This window comes from Salegentibacter salegens, assembly GCF_900142975.1.
Lineage (GTDB): Bacteria > Bacteroidota > Bacteroidia > Flavobacteriales > Flavobacteriaceae > Salegentibacter > Salegentibacter salegens.
In genome coordinates this window covers 222400-242639 of sequence record NZ_LT670848.1, presented here as the reverse complement: position 1 = coordinate 242639, position 20240 = coordinate 222400, and the positions used below count along the sequence as shown (strand labels likewise).

15 protein-coding genes and 1 pseudogene are annotated in these 20240 nt (G+C 36.2%); 9 read left to right on the top strand and 7 right to left on the bottom strand.

Annotation, left to right across the window (positions count from 1 at the left end; all coding sequences use genetic code 11):
- Nucleotides 1-7: 7 nt before the first annotated feature.
- Nucleotides 8-2305, bottom strand: a complete 2298-nt coding sequence (katG, locus tag B5488_RS01050; protein WP_079733418.1) for a catalase/peroxidase HPI — start codon at nt 2303-2305, stop codon at nt 8-10.
- Between the two features lie 326 nt (nt 2306-2631).
- Here katG and B5488_RS01045 point away from each other — a divergent pair, with 326 nt between their 5' ends.
- Nucleotides 2632-2901: an alpha/beta hydrolase family protein gene (locus tag B5488_RS01045; RefSeq protein WP_079733417.1), complete on the top strand. Its 270-nt coding sequence runs from the start codon at nt 2632-2634 to the stop codon at nt 2899-2901.
- Between the two features lie 114 nt (nt 2902-3015).
- Here B5488_RS01045 and B5488_RS01040 read toward each other — a convergent pair whose 3' ends face one another.
- Nucleotides 3016-4326 (bottom strand): sugar porter family MFS transporter, encoded by a 1311-nt coding sequence (locus tag B5488_RS01040; protein ID WP_079733416.1) that lies wholly within the window; start codon nt 4324-4326, stop codon nt 3016-3018.
- 220 nt (nt 4327-4546) lie between these two features.
- Between B5488_RS01040 and B5488_RS01035 the strand changes: the two genes are divergently transcribed.
- Nucleotides 4547-5542 (top strand): IS1595 family transposase, encoded by a 996-nt coding sequence (locus tag B5488_RS01035; protein WP_079733415.1) that lies wholly within the window; start codon nt 4547-4549, stop codon nt 5540-5542.
- Here B5488_RS01035 and B5488_RS01030 read toward each other — a convergent pair.
- From B5488_RS01030 to B5488_RS01015, 4 genes are all read right to left on the bottom strand, one after another.
- Nucleotides 5528-6514, bottom strand: coding sequence for a glycoside hydrolase family 130 protein (locus tag B5488_RS01030; RefSeq protein ID WP_231919774.1), 987 nt, complete (start codon nt 6512-6514; stop codon nt 5528-5530). The two genes, B5488_RS01035 and B5488_RS01030, sit on opposite strands and share 15 nt — an antisense overlap.
- A gap of 12 nt (nt 6515-6526) precedes the next feature.
- Nucleotides 6527-7996, bottom strand: coding sequence for a RagB/SusD family nutrient uptake outer membrane protein (locus tag B5488_RS01025; RefSeq protein WP_079733590.1), 1470 nt, complete (start codon nt 7994-7996; stop codon nt 6527-6529).
- A gap of 20 nt (nt 7997-8016) precedes the next feature.
- Nucleotides 8017-11118: a SusC/RagA family TonB-linked outer membrane protein gene (locus B5488_RS01020; RefSeq protein ID WP_079733589.1), complete on the bottom strand. Its 3102-nt coding sequence runs from the start codon at nt 11116-11118 to the stop codon at nt 8017-8019.
- Nucleotides 11119-11310: 192 nt separating this feature from the next.
- A complete protein-coding gene (locus B5488_RS01015) occupies nt 11311-12330 on the bottom strand; it encodes a LacI family DNA-binding transcriptional regulator (protein WP_079733588.1) in 1020 nt (339 codons plus the stop codon).
- A 251-nt stretch (nt 12331-12581) separates the two neighbouring features.
- Here B5488_RS01015 and B5488_RS01010 point away from each other — a divergent pair, with 251 nt between their 5' ends.
- From B5488_RS01010 to B5488_RS00985, 6 genes are all read left to right on the top strand, one after another.
- Nucleotides 12582-12809: a hypothetical protein gene (locus B5488_RS01010; RefSeq protein ID WP_079733587.1), complete on the top strand. Its 228-nt coding sequence runs from the start codon at nt 12582-12584 to the stop codon at nt 12807-12809.
- A 1-nt stretch (nt 12810) separates the two neighbouring features.
- Entirely contained in the window at nt 12811-13395 is a 585-nt protein-coding gene (locus B5488_RS01005; protein WP_079733586.1) for a YqiA/YcfP family alpha/beta fold hydrolase, read from the top strand.
- 86 nt (nt 13396-13481) lie between these two features.
- Nucleotides 13482-14378: a helix-turn-helix transcriptional regulator gene (locus B5488_RS01000; protein WP_079733585.1), complete on the top strand. Its 897-nt coding sequence runs from the start codon at nt 13482-13484 to the stop codon at nt 14376-14378.
- A gap of 38 nt (nt 14379-14416) precedes the next feature.
- Nucleotides 14417-15082, top strand: coding sequence for a class I SAM-dependent methyltransferase (locus B5488_RS00995; protein ID WP_079733584.1), 666 nt, complete (start codon nt 14417-14419; stop codon nt 15080-15082).
- A 98-nt stretch (nt 15083-15180) separates the two neighbouring features.
- A complete protein-coding gene (locus B5488_RS00990) occupies nt 15181-17106 on the top strand; it encodes a tetratricopeptide repeat-containing sensor histidine kinase (protein ID WP_079733583.1) in 1926 nt (641 codons plus the stop codon).
- Nucleotides 17107-17115: 9 nt separating this feature from the next.
- The gene (locus tag B5488_RS00985) at nt 17116-17781 is read left to right on the top strand and encodes a response regulator (protein ID WP_079733582.1); all 666 of its coding nucleotides are present in this window, start codon (nt 17116-17118) and stop codon (nt 17779-17781) included.
- Between the two features lie 819 nt (nt 17782-18600).
- Here B5488_RS00985 and B5488_RS00980 read toward each other — a convergent pair.
- Nucleotides 18601-18768: pseudogene (locus tag B5488_RS00980) on the bottom strand (JAB domain-containing protein); the annotation flags it as partial.
- Between the two features lie 183 nt (nt 18769-18951).
- On the opposite strand from B5488_RS00980, the gene B5488_RS00975 reads away from it, so the two are divergent.
- On the top strand, nt 18952-20223 hold the full coding sequence (locus tag B5488_RS00975; protein ID WP_079733581.1) for a tyrosine-type recombinase/integrase: 1272 nt from the start codon (nt 18952-18954) through the stop codon (nt 20221-20223).
- Nucleotides 20224-20240 lie beyond the last annotated feature (17 nt).

Below are 20240 nucleotides of genomic sequence, written 5' to 3'. Positions count from 1 at the left end.
ATGACGATTAATCGTCTTTAACGTCGTATCTATCTAGCATCATCACTTTATCCCATGCTTTCACAAAATCTTTTATAAATCGTGCTCTTCCATCTTCAGCACCGTATACTTCAGCAATATTTCGCAGCTGAGCATTAGATCCAAAAATCAGGTCACAACGGGTCGCCGTATATTTAATATTTCCGGTCTCTCGATGCTTAATATCAAAAAACATTTCTTTTTCATCTTGTGGGACCCATTCGTAATCCATACTTAAAATTACCTTAAAGAAATCGTTGCTTAAAGTTCCTGGACGATCTGTGAAAACCCCGTGTTTAGAGTGATCAAAATTTTGATCCAGAACTCTAAGTCCAGCAGTTAGAACCGTCCATTCCGGTGCATTTAGCGTAAGTAGCTGTGCTCGGTCCAGGAAGATTCTTTCAGCAGGTAAGTGATATCCCACTTTATCGTTATGGTAATTTTTAAAACCATCTGAAACCGGTTTCAGCCAGTCAAAACTTTCCACATCGGTCTGCTCCGGCGTGGCATCTGTACGGCCTGGAGTAAAGGGTACATGTACACTAAAGCCGCCATCTTTAGCAGCCTTTTCGATAGCTGCGCAACCTCCTAGTACTACAAGGTCTGCCAGGGAAACCTTTTTATTTTCAGACTGGTTCCCGTTGAATTCATCTTTGATAGATCTCAGGGTTGTCAGAACTCTATTGAGTTCATCAGGTCTGTTTAGATCCCAGTTATTTTGTGGCTCCAAAGCGATACGAGCACCATTGGCACCACCACGTTTATCTGAATCACGGTAAATAGCCGCGGAAGACCAGGCAGCTGAAACCAGGGCAGAAACCGACAGGCCACTGTCCAGAATGTTTTGTTTCAAGCTAGCAATTTCTGCTTCCTCAATAAGATCGAAATCTCTTTTTGGTACCGGATCCTGCCAGATCAAATCTTCCTGAGGAACTTCTGGCCCCAGGTAACGATCTTTTGGTCCCATGTCTCTATGGGTTAATTTGTACCAGGCTTTTGAAAACGCATCGGTGAAATACTCAAAATCGTTTAGAAATTTTTCGCAGATTTCACGATATGCTGGATCTACTTTTAGAGCGAGATCCGAGGTCATCATCATTAAATCGTTCATCTTTCCTTCTTCGTGAGCATCTGGCGTTTTTGGCGCATCTGGATCTTTAGGGATCCATTGAACCGCTCCGGCAGGACTTTCAGTTTTTTCCCATTCAAATTTGAAAAGGTTGATCAGGTAATTATTATCCCAGTTTGTAGGATCTGGCGTCCAGGAGCCTTCAATCCCATTAGTCATGGTATACTTTCCAAAACCTGTTCCTTCAGGATTTTGCCAGCCCATTCCCATTGCCTGCAAAGGTGCCACCTCTGGTGCCGGGCCTATTTTTTCTGCATTTACCTTACCGTGACTTTTTCCGAAGGCATGTCCACCCGCAATCAATGCAACGGTTTCCTCATCATCCATCGCCATTCGTTTAAAAGATTCGCGTATAGCCATTGCAGAATCCATAGGTTCGCCATTACCTCCTGGACCTTCAGGGTTTACATAGATCAGAGCCTGGTGAGTGGCCGCTAACGGATTTTCCATATCACGATCTGGATCTGAAGGTTCTCCCTTCCATCTTAAATTCTGGCTTACCATTTGTTCCGGATGCCCGTCGTAATATTCACCTACTTTAGATTCTTTAAAGGGTTTACCATTCCAGAATTCAGGTCCCCAATAAGTACTGCGATCGGGTTCCCAGGCATCACGACGCCCACCTCCAAAACCGAATGTTGGGAAATTCATGATCTCCAAAGCACAGTTTCCGGTAAGTACAATAAGATCTGCCCAGGATAGAGAAGCTCCATATTTTTGTTTAATAGGCCAAAGCAGCCTTCGAGATTTATCGATATTTCCATTGTCCCACCAGGAATTAAGTGGACCAAAACGCATCATCGCCTGGCCTGCACCCCCACGACCATCTGCAATACGATAAGTCCCGGCTGAGTGCCAGGCCATACGAATCATTTGAGGGCCATAGTTATTATAATCTGCCGGCCACCAGTCTTTGGAATCGACTAGCATTGCCTTTATTTCTTTCTTGAGTTGCTGAAGATCAATTTTATTGAAAGCCTCTTTATAATTTTCGTCGCTTAAAGGGTTTGCAACGGGTTGTTCCTGGTGAAGCAATTCTACCTGTAATCGGTTTGGCCACCAGTCATCTAATTGCGGCGATTTACCTATCGCTCCGCCAACCCTTGTTCCTCTAAAAGGACACTGGGCCAGGTTTTCTGGATTATCCATGTTTTTCATAATAATAAGATATTGTTGGTTTAAAAATGAGTTTAATGTTGAATGGCTAGTATCTTTCCCGGTAACAAATTTTTAGCATTAAGTCTTGTAACCTGGCCTAATGATCCAATACCGAAGAGCTATAATGATCTTTTGATTAGATATTGAAAAAAGGAAGAAAAATGTAGTCGTAACTAACGTTTAATTCTAAAAGTATAATTTAGGAAGATGCTAAGTAAATAGAGTGTTTACAATCGTTAAACTTTTTTTAAAACATATAATTACACGAACGACATTAATTGTCGCCTTCTCTTCTTTTATTTGTTTCGAAGCTTTAACTTTATAAAATGAAAATACTTTACCTACACGGACTCAATAGTAAATTAAGTGACGAAAAAAGAGAAGTCCTGGAAGAATACGGCCAGGTTTTCGCTCCTGATATAGATTATTCAGATAAACATTTCCAGCCCGATCTTATCCTAAAGGAATTCCCGAATACAGAATTCAACGAAGTGATGGGAAGTAGTATGGGGGCGCTAAATGCTTACGCCATTTCAGAAATCATAGGTCGGTCGGCTTTATTGTTTAATCAACTCAGATTAAATTCCGGGAAGTAAAATTAAACTTTAAATTTACTCGTGGAATTTTACATTTTTACCGGGAGGTCTACTATGTCTTGAACTAAGCAATACTCTACAACCATCTTTTAATGAAAAATTTCACTTTTAATCTTATATTTCTTCTTCTAGTGATTTACCTTTAGTTTCAGGGAATAGTTTTATTACAAAAATTAGTTGAAACACCATTGCCACTGCAAAAAAGCCAAAAGCATAACTACCTCCATTAGGTAAACTTGCAACTATTGGGAATAACCAAGTTAAGGCAGCTGCCCAAAACCAATGAATGAAAGTCCCAAAAGACTGGCCAGAAGCTCTTACCTTATTTGGGAAAATCTCGGAAATAAATACCCAAATTACAGCTCCCTGAGAAAAAGCAAAACTTGCAATAAATACCAAGATTGGAATGATCAATAAACCTTTACCTATTTCAGGCTGGTTAAGAAAAAAGGTACTAAAAACTAAACTTATTATCATACCAATAGAACCCCATAGCATTAGCTTCTTACGTCCTATTTTATCAATTAGAGTCATTGCAAAAATGGTAAAAACCATATTAACAAACCCTACAGATGCCGCCTGCAAAAATGCACTGTCCTCGGCTATTCCCGACATTTCAAATATCCTTGGAGCATAATACATAATTGCATTAATCCCTGAGAATTGATTAAAGGTTGCCATTAAAAAGACGAGTAAAATTGGCTTGAAATATTTTTTCTGAAATAGACTTTCTTTTACCTTATCCTTATTTAAAGACCCTTTAATCTTTTCAAATGTCTCATTTGCTTTAAGATCTCCTAGCTCCCTAAGAGTTTTTAGACCTTCTTCTCCACTTCCTTTAATAATAAGCCAACGTGGACTTTTTGGAATAAAAAATGTAAGAATAAAGAAAAATAAAGCTGGAACAGCTTCAACCCCCAGCATCCATCTCCAGGCATCAACCGAAATTTGGATTTTTAAAAAATAATTAGATATAAAAGCTAATAGAATTCCAAATACTATACTAAACTGAAATAACCCAACTAACCTTCCTCTATGAGATGAGGGGGAAATTTCTGAAATATACATTGGTGCTATAACCGAAGATGCTCCAACCCCTAGGCCACCTAGAAATCTATAAAACAAAAATAGTTCCCAACTACTGGTAAAAGCGCAACCTAAGGCAGATAACCCAAAAAATGCACCAATAATCAATAAAGATTTTTTCCTTCCCCAATACTGGGCCGGAATAAAAGCAAAAATAGCTCCTATTATCGTCCCTATTAAAGCTATCGAATTGGTAAATCCATGGGATATTGCATTAAGATTGAAAAATTCCTTTAATCCCTGTTCAGCTCCAGAAATAACTGCTGTATCAAAACCGAATAATAAGCCTCCTAAACTCGAGACTATTGCCCCGGTTAGGAGTTTTTTGCTTAGGCCCATAAATCTTTTTTTCTACTCGTTATCTGTTTTAACAACACCTACCATACTGTCAGCTGTTCCATAATATAAATACCATTCATCTTCAAAATACACTAATCCCTCAATAAAAGTTGTACCGTCCTTATATTGTCCCGATTTTTCAAAAGGTAATTCCGGCTTTATAAAAGGTAGCTTTGTTCTAAGATGAATATGTCTTATATTTGTGTAAAACTATATAGATATGATACCTTCAGATTTCAGGGATTTTTTCGTTAATAGTCCAGCGACTGTTCAACAAGAGATAGTGGCTTCGTTGCTATCATTGTCTTTGCAAGAAAGTGAAGTAAAGGACAGCAACGAGGCAAAAGCAGTTACCTGTCCTCATTGCTCAGAAAAGCGTGTTCGTGCCAATGGCAAGCTCAAAGGCGTTCAACGCTATGTTTGCAATGGCTGTAAGAAGAATTTCAGTGAGACCACAGGTAAGTTTTGGTATAATATAAAAAAGAAAGAGAAGTTAAATCGGTATTTATACTGTTTGTTGTCGGGCTACAGTATCAGGAAAAGTGCAGAAGAGACGGAGATATCAATTCAAACGTCCTTTGATTGGAGACATAAATTGCTCACGTCATTTTCCAGTGTTTCGGTAGAAGAGTTTCAGGGCATAGTCGAAAGCGATGACCTGTTCTTTGCCTACTCAGAAAAAGGAGGACGTCATTTAGGTAGAAAACCGAAAATGCGAGGAGAAAAAGCAAGCAAAGCAGGCATAAGTGATGAAAAAGTAGCTGTAGTGGCAACTTGTGATAGATCTGGAAACAAAGACTTTAAAGTGGCCACAAGAGGTCGTATCAGTAAAGAGGATCTGAATAGAATACTTAAAGGGAAACTTGATAAAGCTGACGTACTCTGCAGCGACAGCCATAGAAGTTATGGTGCTTTTGCAAAAGCCAACACAATTGCCCATAAAAAGTTCAACACCTCAAAGGGACAGCGAACCGTAGATAAGGTGTACCATGTCCAGAATGTAAACAATATGGATATGAGATTGAGAAAGTTCATGGATTCTTTCAATGGGGTAGCTACAAAATACTTACAGAATTACTTGAATTGGTTCTTGGTACTTGAAAAAATCAAGAACTCAACCAGTAAAATGGCAACAGTTACAGCCATTGCCTTTGCTTCAAATAGCGCATGGTACGAGTACAAACAACAACTATTCAATATGCTAATTAGAACTTAGCCTAAAAGGTTTGTCAGATCTATCTAATAGTTTCCAGGGTTCTTCAGAATCATATAAGGCCTGCCCACCTGTATAGATCCTATTACCTAAATGATCCACACCTATATTTTGCGAATTACCGGCATTATAGAGTACAACAATTCCATCTTCTGTTAAAACTGGAGGTGGTCCTGCTTCAACTAACCAGGAATCAAAATAGCCTGGTCGAGGACTTAACACTGGTGCAAGATTACCTTCATAATCCTCTACGGGCTCCCAGTTGACTAAATCATCGGAGCTGGCTAACCATATATGTGGTACTCCGTAATACATCCAATACTTTCCATTAATTTTAGCTGCCACTAACTTTCCATCCTGAAGTTCAGTAACAATTGCTCCTGATTTTGTTTCAGTGTCATGGTATTTTCCATCTTTCCATTCCTCGAATATAGGTCCTTGCTTTTCCCAATTCTTTAAATCAGTTGATGTAGCCACGGCCAACCTTGGATATTCCCTGTTCCATTGAGTGTAGGTAAGAACGTAAGTTCCTTCTTCAGTTTCTACTATCCTGGGGTCTTCTGTTCCTCCAGTCCATTCAAATTCTTTTTGACTGTCATCTGCGGGGTAAAAAATAGGCTCCTTCTTTCTTTCATATTCTTTTCCATCTGCAGATATTGCTAAACCTATTCTGGATGTATGTCCGCCAATTTCTTTTTCTCCTAATTTTTCTTCTGCCCTGTATAGTACGTGAATCTTATTATCCTTTACAATTGCTGCAGGATTAAAAGTTGCCATTGATTCCCATCTGATAACTTCACCTGTCATTGGATCTTCAAACTCACTTAAACTATCCTTTTGGATAATAGGTTTGGCCTCTTCAAACCTTTCAAAAGGTCCCATCATCCATTCCTTCTCGAGTTCTTCCTGACTATAACCTAATACACTAACCAGTAATGCAATTATTGTTGAAATAAAAAATTTATTCATTTTCATTTAAATTTATTATTAGTAACCTGGATTTTGTTCAATTTGACCTCCACTTCGATCAATCTCTCCCTGTGGAATTGGATATAAGTAATTATACTCCTGAAAATTTTTCCCCATTTCGGTTAAAACTTCATCTGCAATTCCCCAGCGCTTTAGGTCATTAATTCGGTGAGACTCAAAACCCAATTCCAACCTTCGCTCTTTATATAGAACTTCAAGTGCTTGTTCTTGAGATAAACCTGAACCGGAATACATTTCCAATTCACCGTTACTACCATCCAGGGACGGTGTATTCTCTGCCCGCATCCTAATTTGGTCTACTATTTCCAACCCAGCTTCAACCTGTCCTGTTTCGATCAATGCTTCTGCTTTCCATAGTAAAACATCAGCATATCTTATGTAAACTTTATTTCCAGGAGAATCATCATTCCCTTTATATTGGCTGTCGGTCGACCCTAGAAGTTTGTGCGGGGATTGAGTTTCTGTCTCAATGGTATATTCAAGTCGGGGATCGTCATCTTCAAAAGCATTTACAAAGTTCTCAGTTGGTGCCACAAAACCCCAACCCATCAATGCAGCTAAACCATTTCCTTTACTTGGGTTTAATTCCGCTCGGTGGTCATAAGCAAATATTACTTCGTCTTCCATGAATTCTTTTTCTACATCAAAAGAATCGAAATAATGATCATTTAAAGAATAAAAATTCCAGGCTTGTAGCTCTTCAATATGGGCTAAAGACATCTCCCAATTTTCTTGAAATAAATCGACTTTTGCTTGCATCCCTTTTGCAGCCCCTATAGAAACTCTCCATGGTTCAGCATTACTGGAATATTTTTGCATCGGTAATAAACCTACCGCAGTTTCCAGGTCATTTTCAATTAAAGCAATTACTTCTTCCTCACTCGCCCGATTAGAAACTTCATAGGCAGCAGAGAAATCTTCCAGTGGTTCTGTTAATAAGGGAACCCCTCCAAAATGATTAAGCAAATCGAAATAATAAAAAGCCCTTAAAAAATAAGCTTCACCCAATAATCTGTCTTTGGTTGCAGCATCTAACCCAGTATCTGTAATGTCAGGGTTATTAAGAGTGTTAATGGCCATATTCGCCCTGGAAATGCCCTCATAATCATAGCTCCAGATACCATTAAAGGCCCCATTTATTGCGGTAAAATTAAAAGCTGCTACCTCATCCATCCAGGCCTGATCTCCATCAGGATTCCACTTTTTATTCATGTCTCCTGCAGCAATATCCTGAAGAATAAAATCATTTCTAAGTACTTTTCCTCCAGTCCAGTCCCATTCTCCAATAATATTTAAAGTATTGGAAAGTAACTGATAACTGGAATTCACTGAAGACGTAACTGAACTTGCTGTAGGCTCAGTATTAATCTGATCTCTTGTTATTAAACCAATGGGTTCTTCATTAAGTTCACATCCTAAAAGTACTACACTTAGTACTAAAAGGTAATATTTTGATATATTTTTCATATTAGTAATTTTTAGATTTTTTATAATGAAGCGTTAACTCCAAACATAAGTGTTAAGGACTGAGGGTAAGTTCCATAATCTATCAAAGCTGTAGATTCAGGATCTAATCCCGAATAATCTGTAACTGTGAAAATATTCTGTCCAGAAACATATAATCTTACATTGTCAATCCCTAAGCTTTCTTGCAAATTCAAAGAATAACCTAACTCCACATTCTTAAGTCTCAAATAAGAAGCATCCTCAACAAAAATATCCGAAACCCTACTACTTCCATTATCCGAAAAACTTACTCTTGGAATGCTATTGGTTGAACCTTCTCCGTCCCAGCTATTTAAAACCCTATCGGTATAATTGAATGGTCGTGTATCGTAATCAATAATTTTCTTCAAATCATTATATCGGTCTACCCCACTAACTCCTTGAAAAAGAATATTAAAATCAAAGGCATTATAATTGAAGCCCATACTAAGACCATAACTAAGTTTCGGGTTCGGGTTACCAATAAAATCTCTATCACTATCGTTTATTCTACCGTCTCCATTAATATCTCTAAACTTAATATCTCCGGGTTGCTGTGGAGGATTAGGTGTACCGCTTAAGTGTTCGGCAACTTCTTGCTCATTTTGATAGATACCTTCCTGAACAAACCCGTAGTAAGCATTTAAGGCTTCTCCCGGTTGGGTTCTAGTAACCATACCATCTATATATGGTAAATTGGGATGTAAGGAATTCACCTCATTATGCAGTGTGGCAAAATTTCCACTAATTTTATATTTAAACTCGTTATCATAATTTCTATATGTTAAGCCAAATTCAAAACCACTATTAGTTACTTCCCCCGCATTTAAGAAAGTGGGAGAAACATCACCAACAAATTGTGGCAAGGAAATGGGTAATAAGATATCAGAAGTTTGCTTTTCAAAATAATCCATTGAACCGAATAATCTATTGGCCATAATTCCAAAATCTAAACCTACATTAGTTTGAGTCGTAGTTTCCCATTTTAAATCCGGATTTCCGTAACGGTTTATTAAATATCTATCCGCATCTCTGCGGTATAAGGTTAAGTATGCAAAATTTGGTATTTCTTGGTTTCCTAATTGTCCCCAACTAGCTCTTAGTTTTAATTCGGATAGCCAGTCTAAATCTTGTGCGAATTCTTCTTCCGATATCATCCAACCTGCTGACATAGAAGGGAAATAGCCCCACTTATTTTCATCTGCAAATCTTGAGGATGCATCTGCTCTTAAATTTGCAGTTACCATATATTTATCCTGGAAAGAGTAAGTTGCCGACCCAAAGAATGAAAATAAAGACCATTCTTCAGCCAGACCCCCATTCCAAATATCCTGTTCAGTATCACCAAAATCCATATAACGGAAATTTGGTTCAGTAAAGTCAAATCTTGTTCTTGAGGCATTCAGATTTGATAAACGGCTTGTGATAAATTCAGATCCTACTAATGCATCAATAGTATGATCTCCAAACTCTTTCGAATAACTTAGACTGTTATTCCAGGTCAAGGTAATATCCTCTCCTCTTACTTCACTTAAGCTATTGGGACGATTCTGTCTCCCGAGCCCTCTATCCCTGGCTGCACCGCCACCATCATCATCACCAAAGTTAACTCCAAAAGCTTTATTGTGAATGAAATTAATATCTGCTCCAAAATTAGTTCTGAACTTTAAAGCTTTATCATTCAAAAAGCTATACTCTGCAAAGATGTTTCCAAAAGTCTTGAAAGTTCGGGCAGCATCATCTGTAAAATAAGCCAACGCAATTGGATTTTGTGAAAATTCATATTTGCTACTTTCATAGCTATCCGGTCCCTGAAAAAACGGTAAATCGGTAAACGGATCTTCCTCGGAATAGGTAGGGTCTGACGGATCTTTTCTTACCGGGATAATTGGAGGTCTTAAAAAAGCATGCCTAATAATTCCCGGCGAATCCCCACTGGAAGATATTCTGTCTTTATACTCATATGAAGCTTGAAGGTTAGCTCCCACTTTTAGTCTATCATTAAGGTTTGAATTCACATTGGACCTGAAATTAAACCTTCTGTATTGATCATTGTCATATACTACGGGACCATCTTGTCCGAAATATCCGGCTGAAAGAAAATAATCTGTATCTTCATTCCCTCCAGAAGCTGTAACCTGTGCGCTTTGTGTTCTCCCCAGCTCAAACAGTTCATCAAGATAATCTACATCAGCAAAATCAGATCTATTTCTATCTTCAATATAAGGATTAGTACCCTCATAACCAGCATTATCCCAAGCATTTTCTACAGTTTGCATATATTGCTCTGCATTAAGCATAGTGGGAAGATTTTGCACTTTTTGAATTCCGGTAAAATAACTAACTTGAATACCACTACGATCACTACCGTTTTTAGTTTCTATAACAATCACTCCTCCCGCAGCTCTTGAACCATAAATAGAAGCTGCAGAGGCATCTTTTAAAACTGTCATAGACTTAATATCACTTGGGTTCAGGAATGTTATCTCCCTAGTTGGTATCCCATCAACTACATAAAGTGGATTATTATTTCCAATTGTACCATTACCTCTAATTCTTACTTCTATATTATCCCCTGGAGCACCTGTACTTTGGGTAATATTTACACCTGGCACCTGTCCCTGTAAAGCTTGAGTTACATTGGGAACCCTTCTTGATTCTAAATCTTCAACATTAACAGAACTTAAGGCTCCCGTAATTGTCCTCTCTTTTTGGGAAGTATAACCTACTACAATTAATTCATCTAACTGAGAAACTTCATCTTCTAAAGTAACATCTATGTTAGTTTCTCCGTTCACTTCAACTTCTGTTGTCTTAAAGCCAACGTAAGAAAAAACTAATATCGCATCTGAACCTGAAATTGTAAGACTATAATTTCCGTCAAAATCTGTTACTGTCCCATTATCAGTTCCTTTTTCAAAAACTGATACTCCAGGAATTGGAATACCATTTGCCGCGCCCGTGACTACTCCGGTAATTTCAGTTTGGTCTTCATTATAAATAAGTTCGTCTGAAATACTATTAAATGCTTGAGCCTGATAAGCCATTACAAGCATTAAAAATACCAGAAATTCACCTCCAATTTTCGTGACTTGTTTTCTCATATTGGTTAAATTAAATATTAGCGTAATCGTTGTAGTAAAATAACAATAAAACTTTAGTAAAACGTTTTACCTTGCAGCTAATATAATTATGTTATTCTATATTACCAAATAAATAAAAAAAGATTGAAAATTTTAAAGAATTGAAAATAAGGGAGATTCCCCTATCTTAAGTAGAAACAGACCTATTTTTGACTAGTTCGATTTTCGATTAATAAGCTTTCCCTTCAAAACCTTTTGGTAGAAGACTTCTCTCGTTTCTTTTGTTTTCATTAATTGAAGAGTTCCTTTAATTAATTCATTAGCTAATTCGGGTACTGGTTGCGCTATTACACTTATTGGAGGAGTAAATAATTCAAAAATATCCCGATCATCAAACGAAATGATCGCAATATCCTCAGGAATCTTCAAACCTTTACTTTTTATCACTCTGAGACCACTTATGGCAAGATTATTAGTTGCAAATAAAATTGCATCAATTTCCGGATTTTGTGCTAAAAAATTCTTAATTGCTTTTTGCCCCTCTAAAGTTTTAATTTGATCGAATTTTATCAAAAGTGAATATTCCTGCAGCTGATAACTATTCATAGTATTTTTATATCCTTCTAATCTTTGGACCAATGGGGATAAATTAGATTCAATTCCTATAAATGCGATTTTTCTTTTTCCGGAAGAATACAAAGACCTGGTAGCTTCCTCGGCTCCCTTATAATTTTCAAGAACTACATAATTGTGCTTAAAACTATCGAAATACCTATCAAACACCATAACCATTTGATGCTCCTCATAGATTAACCTTTTCAATTCATCTTCAAAGCCTTCAGGTGGGGTAATTATAAACGCATCAACTTGTCTATCTTTAAAAAGATTCAACAATTCAATTGCTCGCTCTTTTTTATTTTCAGTACTGCAATAAATTATCTTATAACCATTGTTAAAAGCGATCTCTTCCATTTGCTTTGCTATGGCAGAAAAAAATGGATCCGAAATATCTTCTGCCATAAAAACAATAGTTTTTGATTTTCCTGTTCGTAAAGATTGCGCTGATGAGTTTGGTTTATATCCTACTTTCTCAATATAATCTTCAACCTTCTTTATGACTTCTTTGCTTATTTTATTTTCGGCCTTCTTGTTAATAATAAAAGAAATAGTTGTAATTGATATTCCAAGTTCCTTGGAAATATCTTTCATTGAAATTTTCTTTTTTTTCTTCATAGAAGGAAGGAATATTAAAAGATTAGCCTTATTGGACAGAATTATCTAAACAAATGTAAAAAAATGAATATATTTTTAAATAATAAAACGATTTACTTCTAGTTTTTTTGATAAAATCATTTTTGGTAAAATTAATGGTGCATTTTTCCTCAAGATGACTTTAGTTATTCAAATTCTTAAAAAAAGAATATTTATAAGCGTCATATTTTGTCGCATCAGTTTGTTTAATTTGCTATATCAATAATGAAAGAGTGAGTAGATCTAAACGCAAAACATCAATTCTTCCCAATTGCCAGGCTTCCTCGGAAAAAGCTGAAAAGCAAAAAGCCAATCGTAAATTAAGAAGAATCGTAAAAGAAAAGTTAGCCGTAATAGATGAAGAGCTTCCGAGGAATAAAGAAATTTCCGATAGCTGGAATTGGGGAAAAGATGGTAAATCTTACCGAGCAGATCTAACCAACAAAGAAAAAACCAAGTAATATGAATATACTTTACCTACACGGACTTAATAGTAAATTAAGTGACGAAGAAAGAGAAGTACTGAAAAAGTACGGCCAGGTTTTCTCACCTGATATCAATTATTCAGATAAACATTTTCAACCCGATCTTATCCTAAAGGAATTCCCGAATACAGAAGTCAATGTAGTTATGGGAAGTAGTATGGGCGCATTAAATGCTTATGCTATTTCAGAAATTATCGGCAGACCGGCTTTATTGTTTAATCCGCCTTTGGTTAAATACAGCGAAATAAGCCACCATGGGGCAAGCCCAGAAGACATTTATAGAAAAAATAATATTTCAAATTCAGGACAAGCCTCGGCGCAATTTAATCTCGATTATCGAGTAGAATTCAGCCATAAATTTACTCGCGGACTATCTCCAAAACAGATAGTACTGGGAGGAAGTGACGATGTGGTGCACGCAGCCGAAACCCTGAACTTTTTAGGACAAAACCTGCAAAAATCAGAATTGGACATCAAAGTGTTACCGGAATTAGGTCATCGAATTCCTATAGATGTTTTTACTGATCAGGTTAAAAAATTCTTTAAAGATATATGTGCTTAAACCTGGTTCGTCAGTTCGAGTAATCCCGATGGTATCGGGATTGTATCGAGAACAGTTTTTGAACTCCAATTAAATAACAAAAAACTATGTCTTTACGCCAAACTATAAAACGCCATTATAAAATCATTTCTCTACTTAGATTACGCCCTATGAGTTATGAGGAAATTCAGGATGAAATGATGGATGATCCAGAATCTATTGAAGAAAAGCTACTAACTTCTCAACGTACTTTTCAACGAGATCTGGAGGATATTGCATCTATACATAACATTGTAATAAAATGTAATCGAAGTACTAATAAATATTACATTAACGAGGATGTTGAGGAAACGCATTCTCAAAGATTACGGGAAAATTTTGACCTTTTAAATGCTATTAGACTTTCAAAGAGTTTTGGAAACCAACTTATTTTTGAGGAAAGAAAACCCCTGGGCACCCATCATTTAGCGGGTTTACTACACGCCAGTCAGAATTTTTTAGAAGTAGAGTTTGAATATTATAAATTTTGGGATACTTCAATTAGTAATCGCAAGGTGAAACCCATTGCGCTTAAAGAAGCCCGGAACCGCTGGTACCTTATTGCAGAAGATACCAAAGACGATATTATTAAAAACTTTTCGCTCGATCGAATTAAAAACCTGGAAATTACCAAAGACAAGTTTAAGCCAATTGAATACCAGACGCACGAAGAATTCAAAAATAGCTTCGGAATAATAAACGGCACAGATGAAGATCCGGTTAAGGTTATCTTATCGTTTACACCCAGGGAAGGCAGGTATGTAGAATCACTTCCACTACATCATAGTCAGAAGTTAATTTCTAGCAACGATGATGAGATCAGGTTTAGTTATTTTATTCGTCCTACCTACGATTTTAAAATGGAAATACTCTCTTATGGCGACCAAATAAAAGTAATAGAACCGGAAAGCCTAAAATCCGAAATCAAAAAGAAATTAAAGTCTTGTATAGGCAACTATGAATAGCTGCTTATATATTAGAGAAGTCAACTGAACCCAATATTATGACTAAAAAGAATAAATTAAAAAAGCCCTGGCCAACCAAAGATGCTATGGCTCAGATATATGAAAACAACCTGTGGGGCGGTAATCAATCTGAATTTTTCTCTGGCGATGGCTCGCATAATCCCAAGTTGATAAATCCGTATTTGGCAAGCGTGACTTCTTTTTTAAAATCTTTTGAAACGCAGCCGGTAATATGTGATCTGGGTTGTGGGGATTTTAATATTGGTAAAGAATTAATGAAGTACTCTAAAAGGTATATAGCTATAGACATCGTTCCAGATCTTATAGCGCATAACAGGAAAACATTTAAAGCAGAAAATTTAGAATTTCATTCTTTAGATATTGCTAAAGACAATTTGCCTTCTGGAGATTGTGTGATTCTAAGGCAGGTTTTGCAACATTTATCGAATGCCGAAATTAAAAGTGTGGTAGAAAAATTATACAATTATAAATATGTTATTCTAACCGAGCATTTACCGGAAGGAAACTTTGAACCCAATCAAGATATTATTTCCGGACAGGGAATCAGGCTAAAAAAACAAAGTGGTGTAAACCTTTTAGCACCGCCGTTTAATTTTAAGGTTGTAAACGAAAAACAGTTATTATCGATAAACTCATCTGAATTTAAAGGAGTTTTAGTAACTACTTTGTTTACGATAAGATGAAATTATTGCTATAAATCTATAAAACACCAGCCGACGCTAATTAATATAATAAGCAATGGCGCTATTTTTTAGCGGCTTTTTTTATTTATTTTCGCTTTATGAACCTACGCCCCCTGTTTCATACCTATAGTATTTTAAGTTTCTTCTTGCTTTGCTCCTGCACCAATGAAAAGATGTCTTCTGAGCCTTATGAACAAACCAGGACAGATTCTTCATTTACCTATTTTGAAAAGGGAAAAAATTCCAAAGAAATCAGAGATAAAATCTCTAATTTCAATAAGGCACTTCAAAGCATCGCGGATAAAAACGACACTCTTTACCCGCTCCTCTTAGACTATAAAATATATTACCATCAGCGTTTAAAGGAATATGATAGCGCGCTTTTTTTTGCAGATAGTCTTGAGCGATTGGCAACTTTCAAAAAAGATACAGAGTGGCTCGCTCTTGCGCTTTACCGAAAAGCAGTTATTAACCGTGATTTAGATGACCAGAAAAAAGCTTTTCTATATGCTTTTGAGGCACGTAAACACTATCTTCAATTAGGGGATAGTGCAAAAGCGGCACGTAGAAGCCTGGAAATGGCAATAGCTCAAAGCAGGATGCAGGATTATACTGGAAGCCAGGAATCAGCTACTGAAGCTTTACGCCATCTTAATAAGGAAAAAGATCTTCAGTATTTAAGCAGTGCGCATAATATTATAGCTATTGCATATCGAAATCGGGGCTTTTATAAAGATGCCCTTAAGGAATATAAAAATGCACTTCGTTACGCTTCTAATTTACAGGATAGTTTAACCTATAAAAACAATATTGGATTAGTATATCGGGACTTAAAAAATTATGAGGAAGCAATTTCAATTTTTGATGACACCTATTCAAAGGTTTCTGAGAATGATTACAAATCCAGAGCAAGATATTTAAACAATCTTGAATTTTCGAAATGGTTAGAAAATAACGATAAAGAGGTTTCTTCAGGATTACTAAAAGCTCTCCAATGGAGAAAATCATCAAATGATTATACTGGAATTATATCAAGTTATGAGAACTTAGCGAAGTATTACGAAAAGCCAAATAAAAATTTAGCTCTTAAATATTCTGAAAAATGGTTGAATACCGGTAAAGAAAATAGCAATCTCCAGGCTCAAATAGATGCATTAAAACAACTCCTCGTAATTACCCCTGGCGACAAGGATTATATTTCAGACTATATTCAGCTTAGCGATAGTTTAAAGAAGATAAACTTACAGGCCAAAAATACCTTTGCCAAAATAAAATTTGATGAAGAACGCAAGCAACAGCAAATTTCCGGTTTAGAGGCTTCGGCAGCCTTACAAGCCTTAGAAAACCAAAAGATCAAAACCCGTAACTATATATTGATGTTTATAGCTATTCTTGTAATAGCCATAGCAATTTTCATCGTTTATTTTCTAAAGGAAAAACACAAAAAAGAGAAGATTCTCGAAACCCATAAAACAGAAACCAGAATCTCCAAAAAAATTCACGATGAGCTGGCCAATGATGTTTATAACGTGATGAGTAGCCTTGAGGCAATTGCACCCGCTGAAACGATGGACAGAATTGAACACATTTACAATCGTACCCGAAATATTTCCAGGGAAAACAATGAAATTAATACCGGGGAGGGATATCTCGATCAGCTATTGTCATCGCTATCTTCTAATTGTCCCAGAGATGCCAGGCTTATTTTAAGCGGTGAGAAAAGCATTGTGTGGAATGCTTTAAATACTGAAAAGAAACTTGTGATTTATAGGGTATTGCAAGAGATCATGATCAATATGAATAAACACAGCCAAGCAAGTTTGGTGGCAATTATATTTTCTTCTGAAAAGAATCTATTAAAAATCCAATATTCCGATAACGGGATTGGTGTTAAAAAGGAAAGCCTTAAATCAGGAAATGGCGTTCAAAATATGGAAAACCGTATTTTTTCTATAAATGGAAAACTTAAATTTGATACCGAACAGGAAACAGGATTAAAAATACTCATCCAAATTCCAATATAGATTAAGGCTATGTTTAAAAAGGTATTAGTTGCAGAAGATATGGACAGCATTAACCACGCTGTAGCATCTATTTTAAATGAATTGAATATTCCGGAAATAACTCATGCGCAATACTGTGACAAAGCATGGCTTTTGGCAAAAAAAGCTTCACAAGATGACGAACCTTTTGATTTACTTATCTGCGACCTTTCATTTAAAGAAGATCACCGCGATGAAAAGACCAAATCAGGTAAAGAACTCATCGCCCTTTTAAAATCTGAATATCCCAACCTCAAAGTTCTTGTAAATTCTATAGAGGATCATCCCCAAACGGTTAAAGAATTATGGGAATCTGGTAATATAGACGGCTATGTTTGTAAAGACCGCAGGGGTTTAAAAGAACTAAAAATAGCGATCGAAAAACTATGGAAAGGGGAAACTTATAATTCCCCAACAATAGAGAAGGCTTTAAACCAAAATAATTTATTAGTTCTGAACGATTTTGAGATCAATATCGTGAAATTTCTATCTAACGGACTTACCCAGGACCAAATACAAGAGGAATTAAAAATTCTGAGTATAAAGCCCAGCAGCAAAAGTGCGATTGAAAAAAGGCTGAAAGACTTGAGAGAGGAATTTAACGCCAACACTAATCCTCATTTGGTTTCAATAATGAAAGACTTACAATTAATCTAACTATATACTGTACTTTAAAAGAGTGTATCAAATAAAATTTATCTCCACTTTAAGAACAAGCATCTTTATAATTTTCAAAATGAGATCTACTATAATATAGAAGTTCGCAAACCTAACATCGAACGCTCTTTTAATCTCGACCATCACTCCCCTATACCTACTCCATTTTGTTAATATTATCACTCTTCATTTTTACATAATTCTCAATTATTCAGTCTTATTACTGTTGTAAATTTCAAAGATTTTCTTTTCAAATCATAAAATACAGGATTCAGTTTTTAATTATTTAAAGGGCTATTAAATTCGATTTAATAGTTGAAGTTTTCGTCCCTGTGGGACAAAAATTCCGTACAATTTGGCCTGTTGCCTGTCCTTATAGACAGTCAAAAGCCACTTGCCAATTCCAGGAAAAAATTTCCGGATTAATAATTTTTTGATGTGCAGGTTTATCGGCGAAAGTTAAAAATGGATAGCCCTGCGTAAATTTGAATGCTGAAGATCAGCAAAATAAAGATACATTATTTTTATAAAATCAGAGCAATAAAAACATAACGAATTAATTTTTTCCCTATATTTATAAATCATTTGATTTTTCATTTAATGATAGAAAGGAAAATCCAGGTAACAGCGGATTTTCCTTTTTTAATTGAATCGAACTTACCCCCTCCCTTATTGTTGAGCAAAACCTACTAAACGGTTTCTTTATATTCTGTTATAGAGCTGCTTTGCTTATAAGATCCATTGAGAAATATTTGACCCTAAAAAAACACCTCTAAAAATAGAAGTGTTTAAAGGTCTGGGTAGAATTTGTTAGTTTACTTACAGAATTCCTTCATCTGCAAAACTGTAGTAATTACCATCAGGAATAAGAAAAATATGATCCAGTACCTTAACATCAAAAAATAATGCCCCATTTTTAATTTTCCTGGTCAGGCTTTTATCTGCTTCACTTGGCCTAAGGGTTCCGCTGGGGTGATTGTGCAGTTTATGTAAAGCTTTACATAATGGCCATTATGCAAAGTAAATTATTATGTAAAGCTATTGTTTTAGAATATTCAAATCCAGCAGATTATAAGTGTTTTCCTTTACATAATATTATTCTTTTCTCGTTCAGAATTCAATAGACAAGCTTTTATTTAGAGGAATTATTCACATCTAGATAATGGTATTATGAATGAACAAATTAGAGCTTTCAATGAATTGATGTCCGAAGTGGGGAATTACCTTGAATCCACACACGCCTATTCTGGAAATACCGTTGGTGTTTATCGAAGAGGTTGGCAACGACTGAAGGAATTTATGGTCTCCCACGGAATCCATAATTATGACCAGAAAGTTGAAGAGCAATTCCTTTACTATGAGTTTGAAGGTCGTAAAGGGCGTAAGCTTTCCAAACAGGAACAATTTCTAGCAAATGGTACGAGAAAACTCACCGAATTCCAAGCTACCGGCCAGATCAAAGTACCGAACCTGCCACCGAAAAAAGCTCCCCTTGTTTTTGACGGGGTTTTAGGTGGGGCAATAGTTAGGTTCTTGGATTATAAACACAGAGAAGAAAGGTTATCAGCTATCCGCCTGCATTGCTATAAACGCTGTCTTTTTCTTTTTCTGGAATATTGTAATAAAAACAAAATTTATGCAATAAAAGATATTGATTTAGCTGTCCTTCTACAGTATATTAATACCATTGATTGCGGAAAAACTTTGATAGTTCCTATTCTTTCAACGCTTCGGGGTTTTCTAAAGTACTTATTTGAACAGAAGCTTTTAGGAGTCGACTATTCCAAAAAGATACCCAAGTACAGGATTATTGGTCAACCTAAATTACCTTCCACATATTCCAAAGAAGAAATAGAAAAACTGATCGTATCAGTAGACCGGTCCAGTGCAATAGGAAAACGGAATTATGCCATTATTCTTTTGGCTGCTAGACTAGGACTCCGAGCTTCGGATATTTCCAGGTTGAAGTTTGTAAACCTGCATTGGGACACCAGCACTATTGAAATAGAACAAGTCAAGACAGGTAAAGAGTTAATACTTCCCTTATTGCCCGATGTTGGGAATGCGATCATTGATTATTTGAAATACGGAAGGGCAAAATCCGAAGAACCCTGTATTTTTTTATCAGAAAGGCCACCATATGGTTATTTTAGTTCAAGCAATGTGGTGACCCATATCGTCCAAAGGGCATATATAAAGGCTGGCATCAATACTAAAGGTAAACGGTTTGGCCCACATTCCTTGCGACATAGTCTTGGATTTAGGATGTTGGAAGAAAGTACAGTGCTCCCAATTATCTCAGAGGTACTAGGACATAAAAATACAGAATCCACACGATATTATTTAAGGATTGACCTCAAATCCATGCAACAGTGCATGTTGGAAGTTCCCCCGGTCTCACTTGATTTTTATTCACAGAAAGGAGGGGTTTTTTATGACTAATTATGATAGCATATACG

Bases quoted from the DNA above. Each gene is read 5' to 3' on its own strand.
- katG (WP_079733418.1), bottom strand. From the start codon at position 2,305: ATGAAAAACATGGATAATCCAGAAAACCTGGCCCAGTGTCCTTTTAGA.
- B5488_RS01045 (WP_079733417.1), top strand. From the start codon at position 2,632: ATGAAAATACTTTACCTACACGGACTCAATAGTAAATTAAGTGACGAA.
- B5488_RS01040 (WP_079733416.1), bottom strand. From the start codon at position 4,326: ATGGGCCTAAGCAAAAAACTCCTAACCGGGGCAATAGTCTCGAGTTTA.
- B5488_RS01035 (WP_079733415.1), top strand. From the start codon at position 4,547: ATGATACCTTCAGATTTCAGGGATTTTTTCGTTAATAGTCCAGCGACT.
- B5488_RS01030 (WP_231919774.1), bottom strand. From the start codon at position 6,514: ATGAAAATGAATAAATTTTTTATTTCAACAATAATTGCATTACTGGTT.
- B5488_RS01025 (WP_079733590.1), bottom strand. From the start codon at position 7,996: ATGAAAAATATATCAAAATATTACCTTTTAGTACTAAGTGTAGTACTT.
- B5488_RS01020 (WP_079733589.1), bottom strand. From the start codon at position 11,118: ATGAGAAAACAAGTCACGAAAATTGGAGGTGAATTTCTGGTATTTTTA.
- B5488_RS01015 (WP_079733588.1), bottom strand. From the start codon at position 12,330: ATGAAGAAAAAAAAGAAAATTTCAATGAAAGATATTTCCAAGGAACTT.
- B5488_RS01005 (WP_079733586.1), top strand. From the start codon at position 12,811: ATGAATATACTTTACCTACACGGACTTAATAGTAAATTAAGTGACGAA.
- B5488_RS01000 (WP_079733585.1), top strand. From the start codon at position 13,482: ATGTCTTTACGCCAAACTATAAAACGCCATTATAAAATCATTTCTCTA.
- B5488_RS00995 (WP_079733584.1), top strand. From the start codon at position 14,417: ATGACTAAAAAGAATAAATTAAAAAAGCCCTGGCCAACCAAAGATGCT.
- B5488_RS00990 (WP_079733583.1), top strand. From the start codon at position 15,181: ATGAACCTACGCCCCCTGTTTCATACCTATAGTATTTTAAGTTTCTTC.
- B5488_RS00985 (WP_079733582.1), top strand. From the start codon at position 17,116: ATGTTTAAAAAGGTATTAGTTGCAGAAGATATGGACAGCATTAACCAC.
- B5488_RS00975 (WP_079733581.1), top strand. From the start codon at position 18,952: ATGAATGAACAAATTAGAGCTTTCAATGAATTGATGTCCGAAGTGGGG.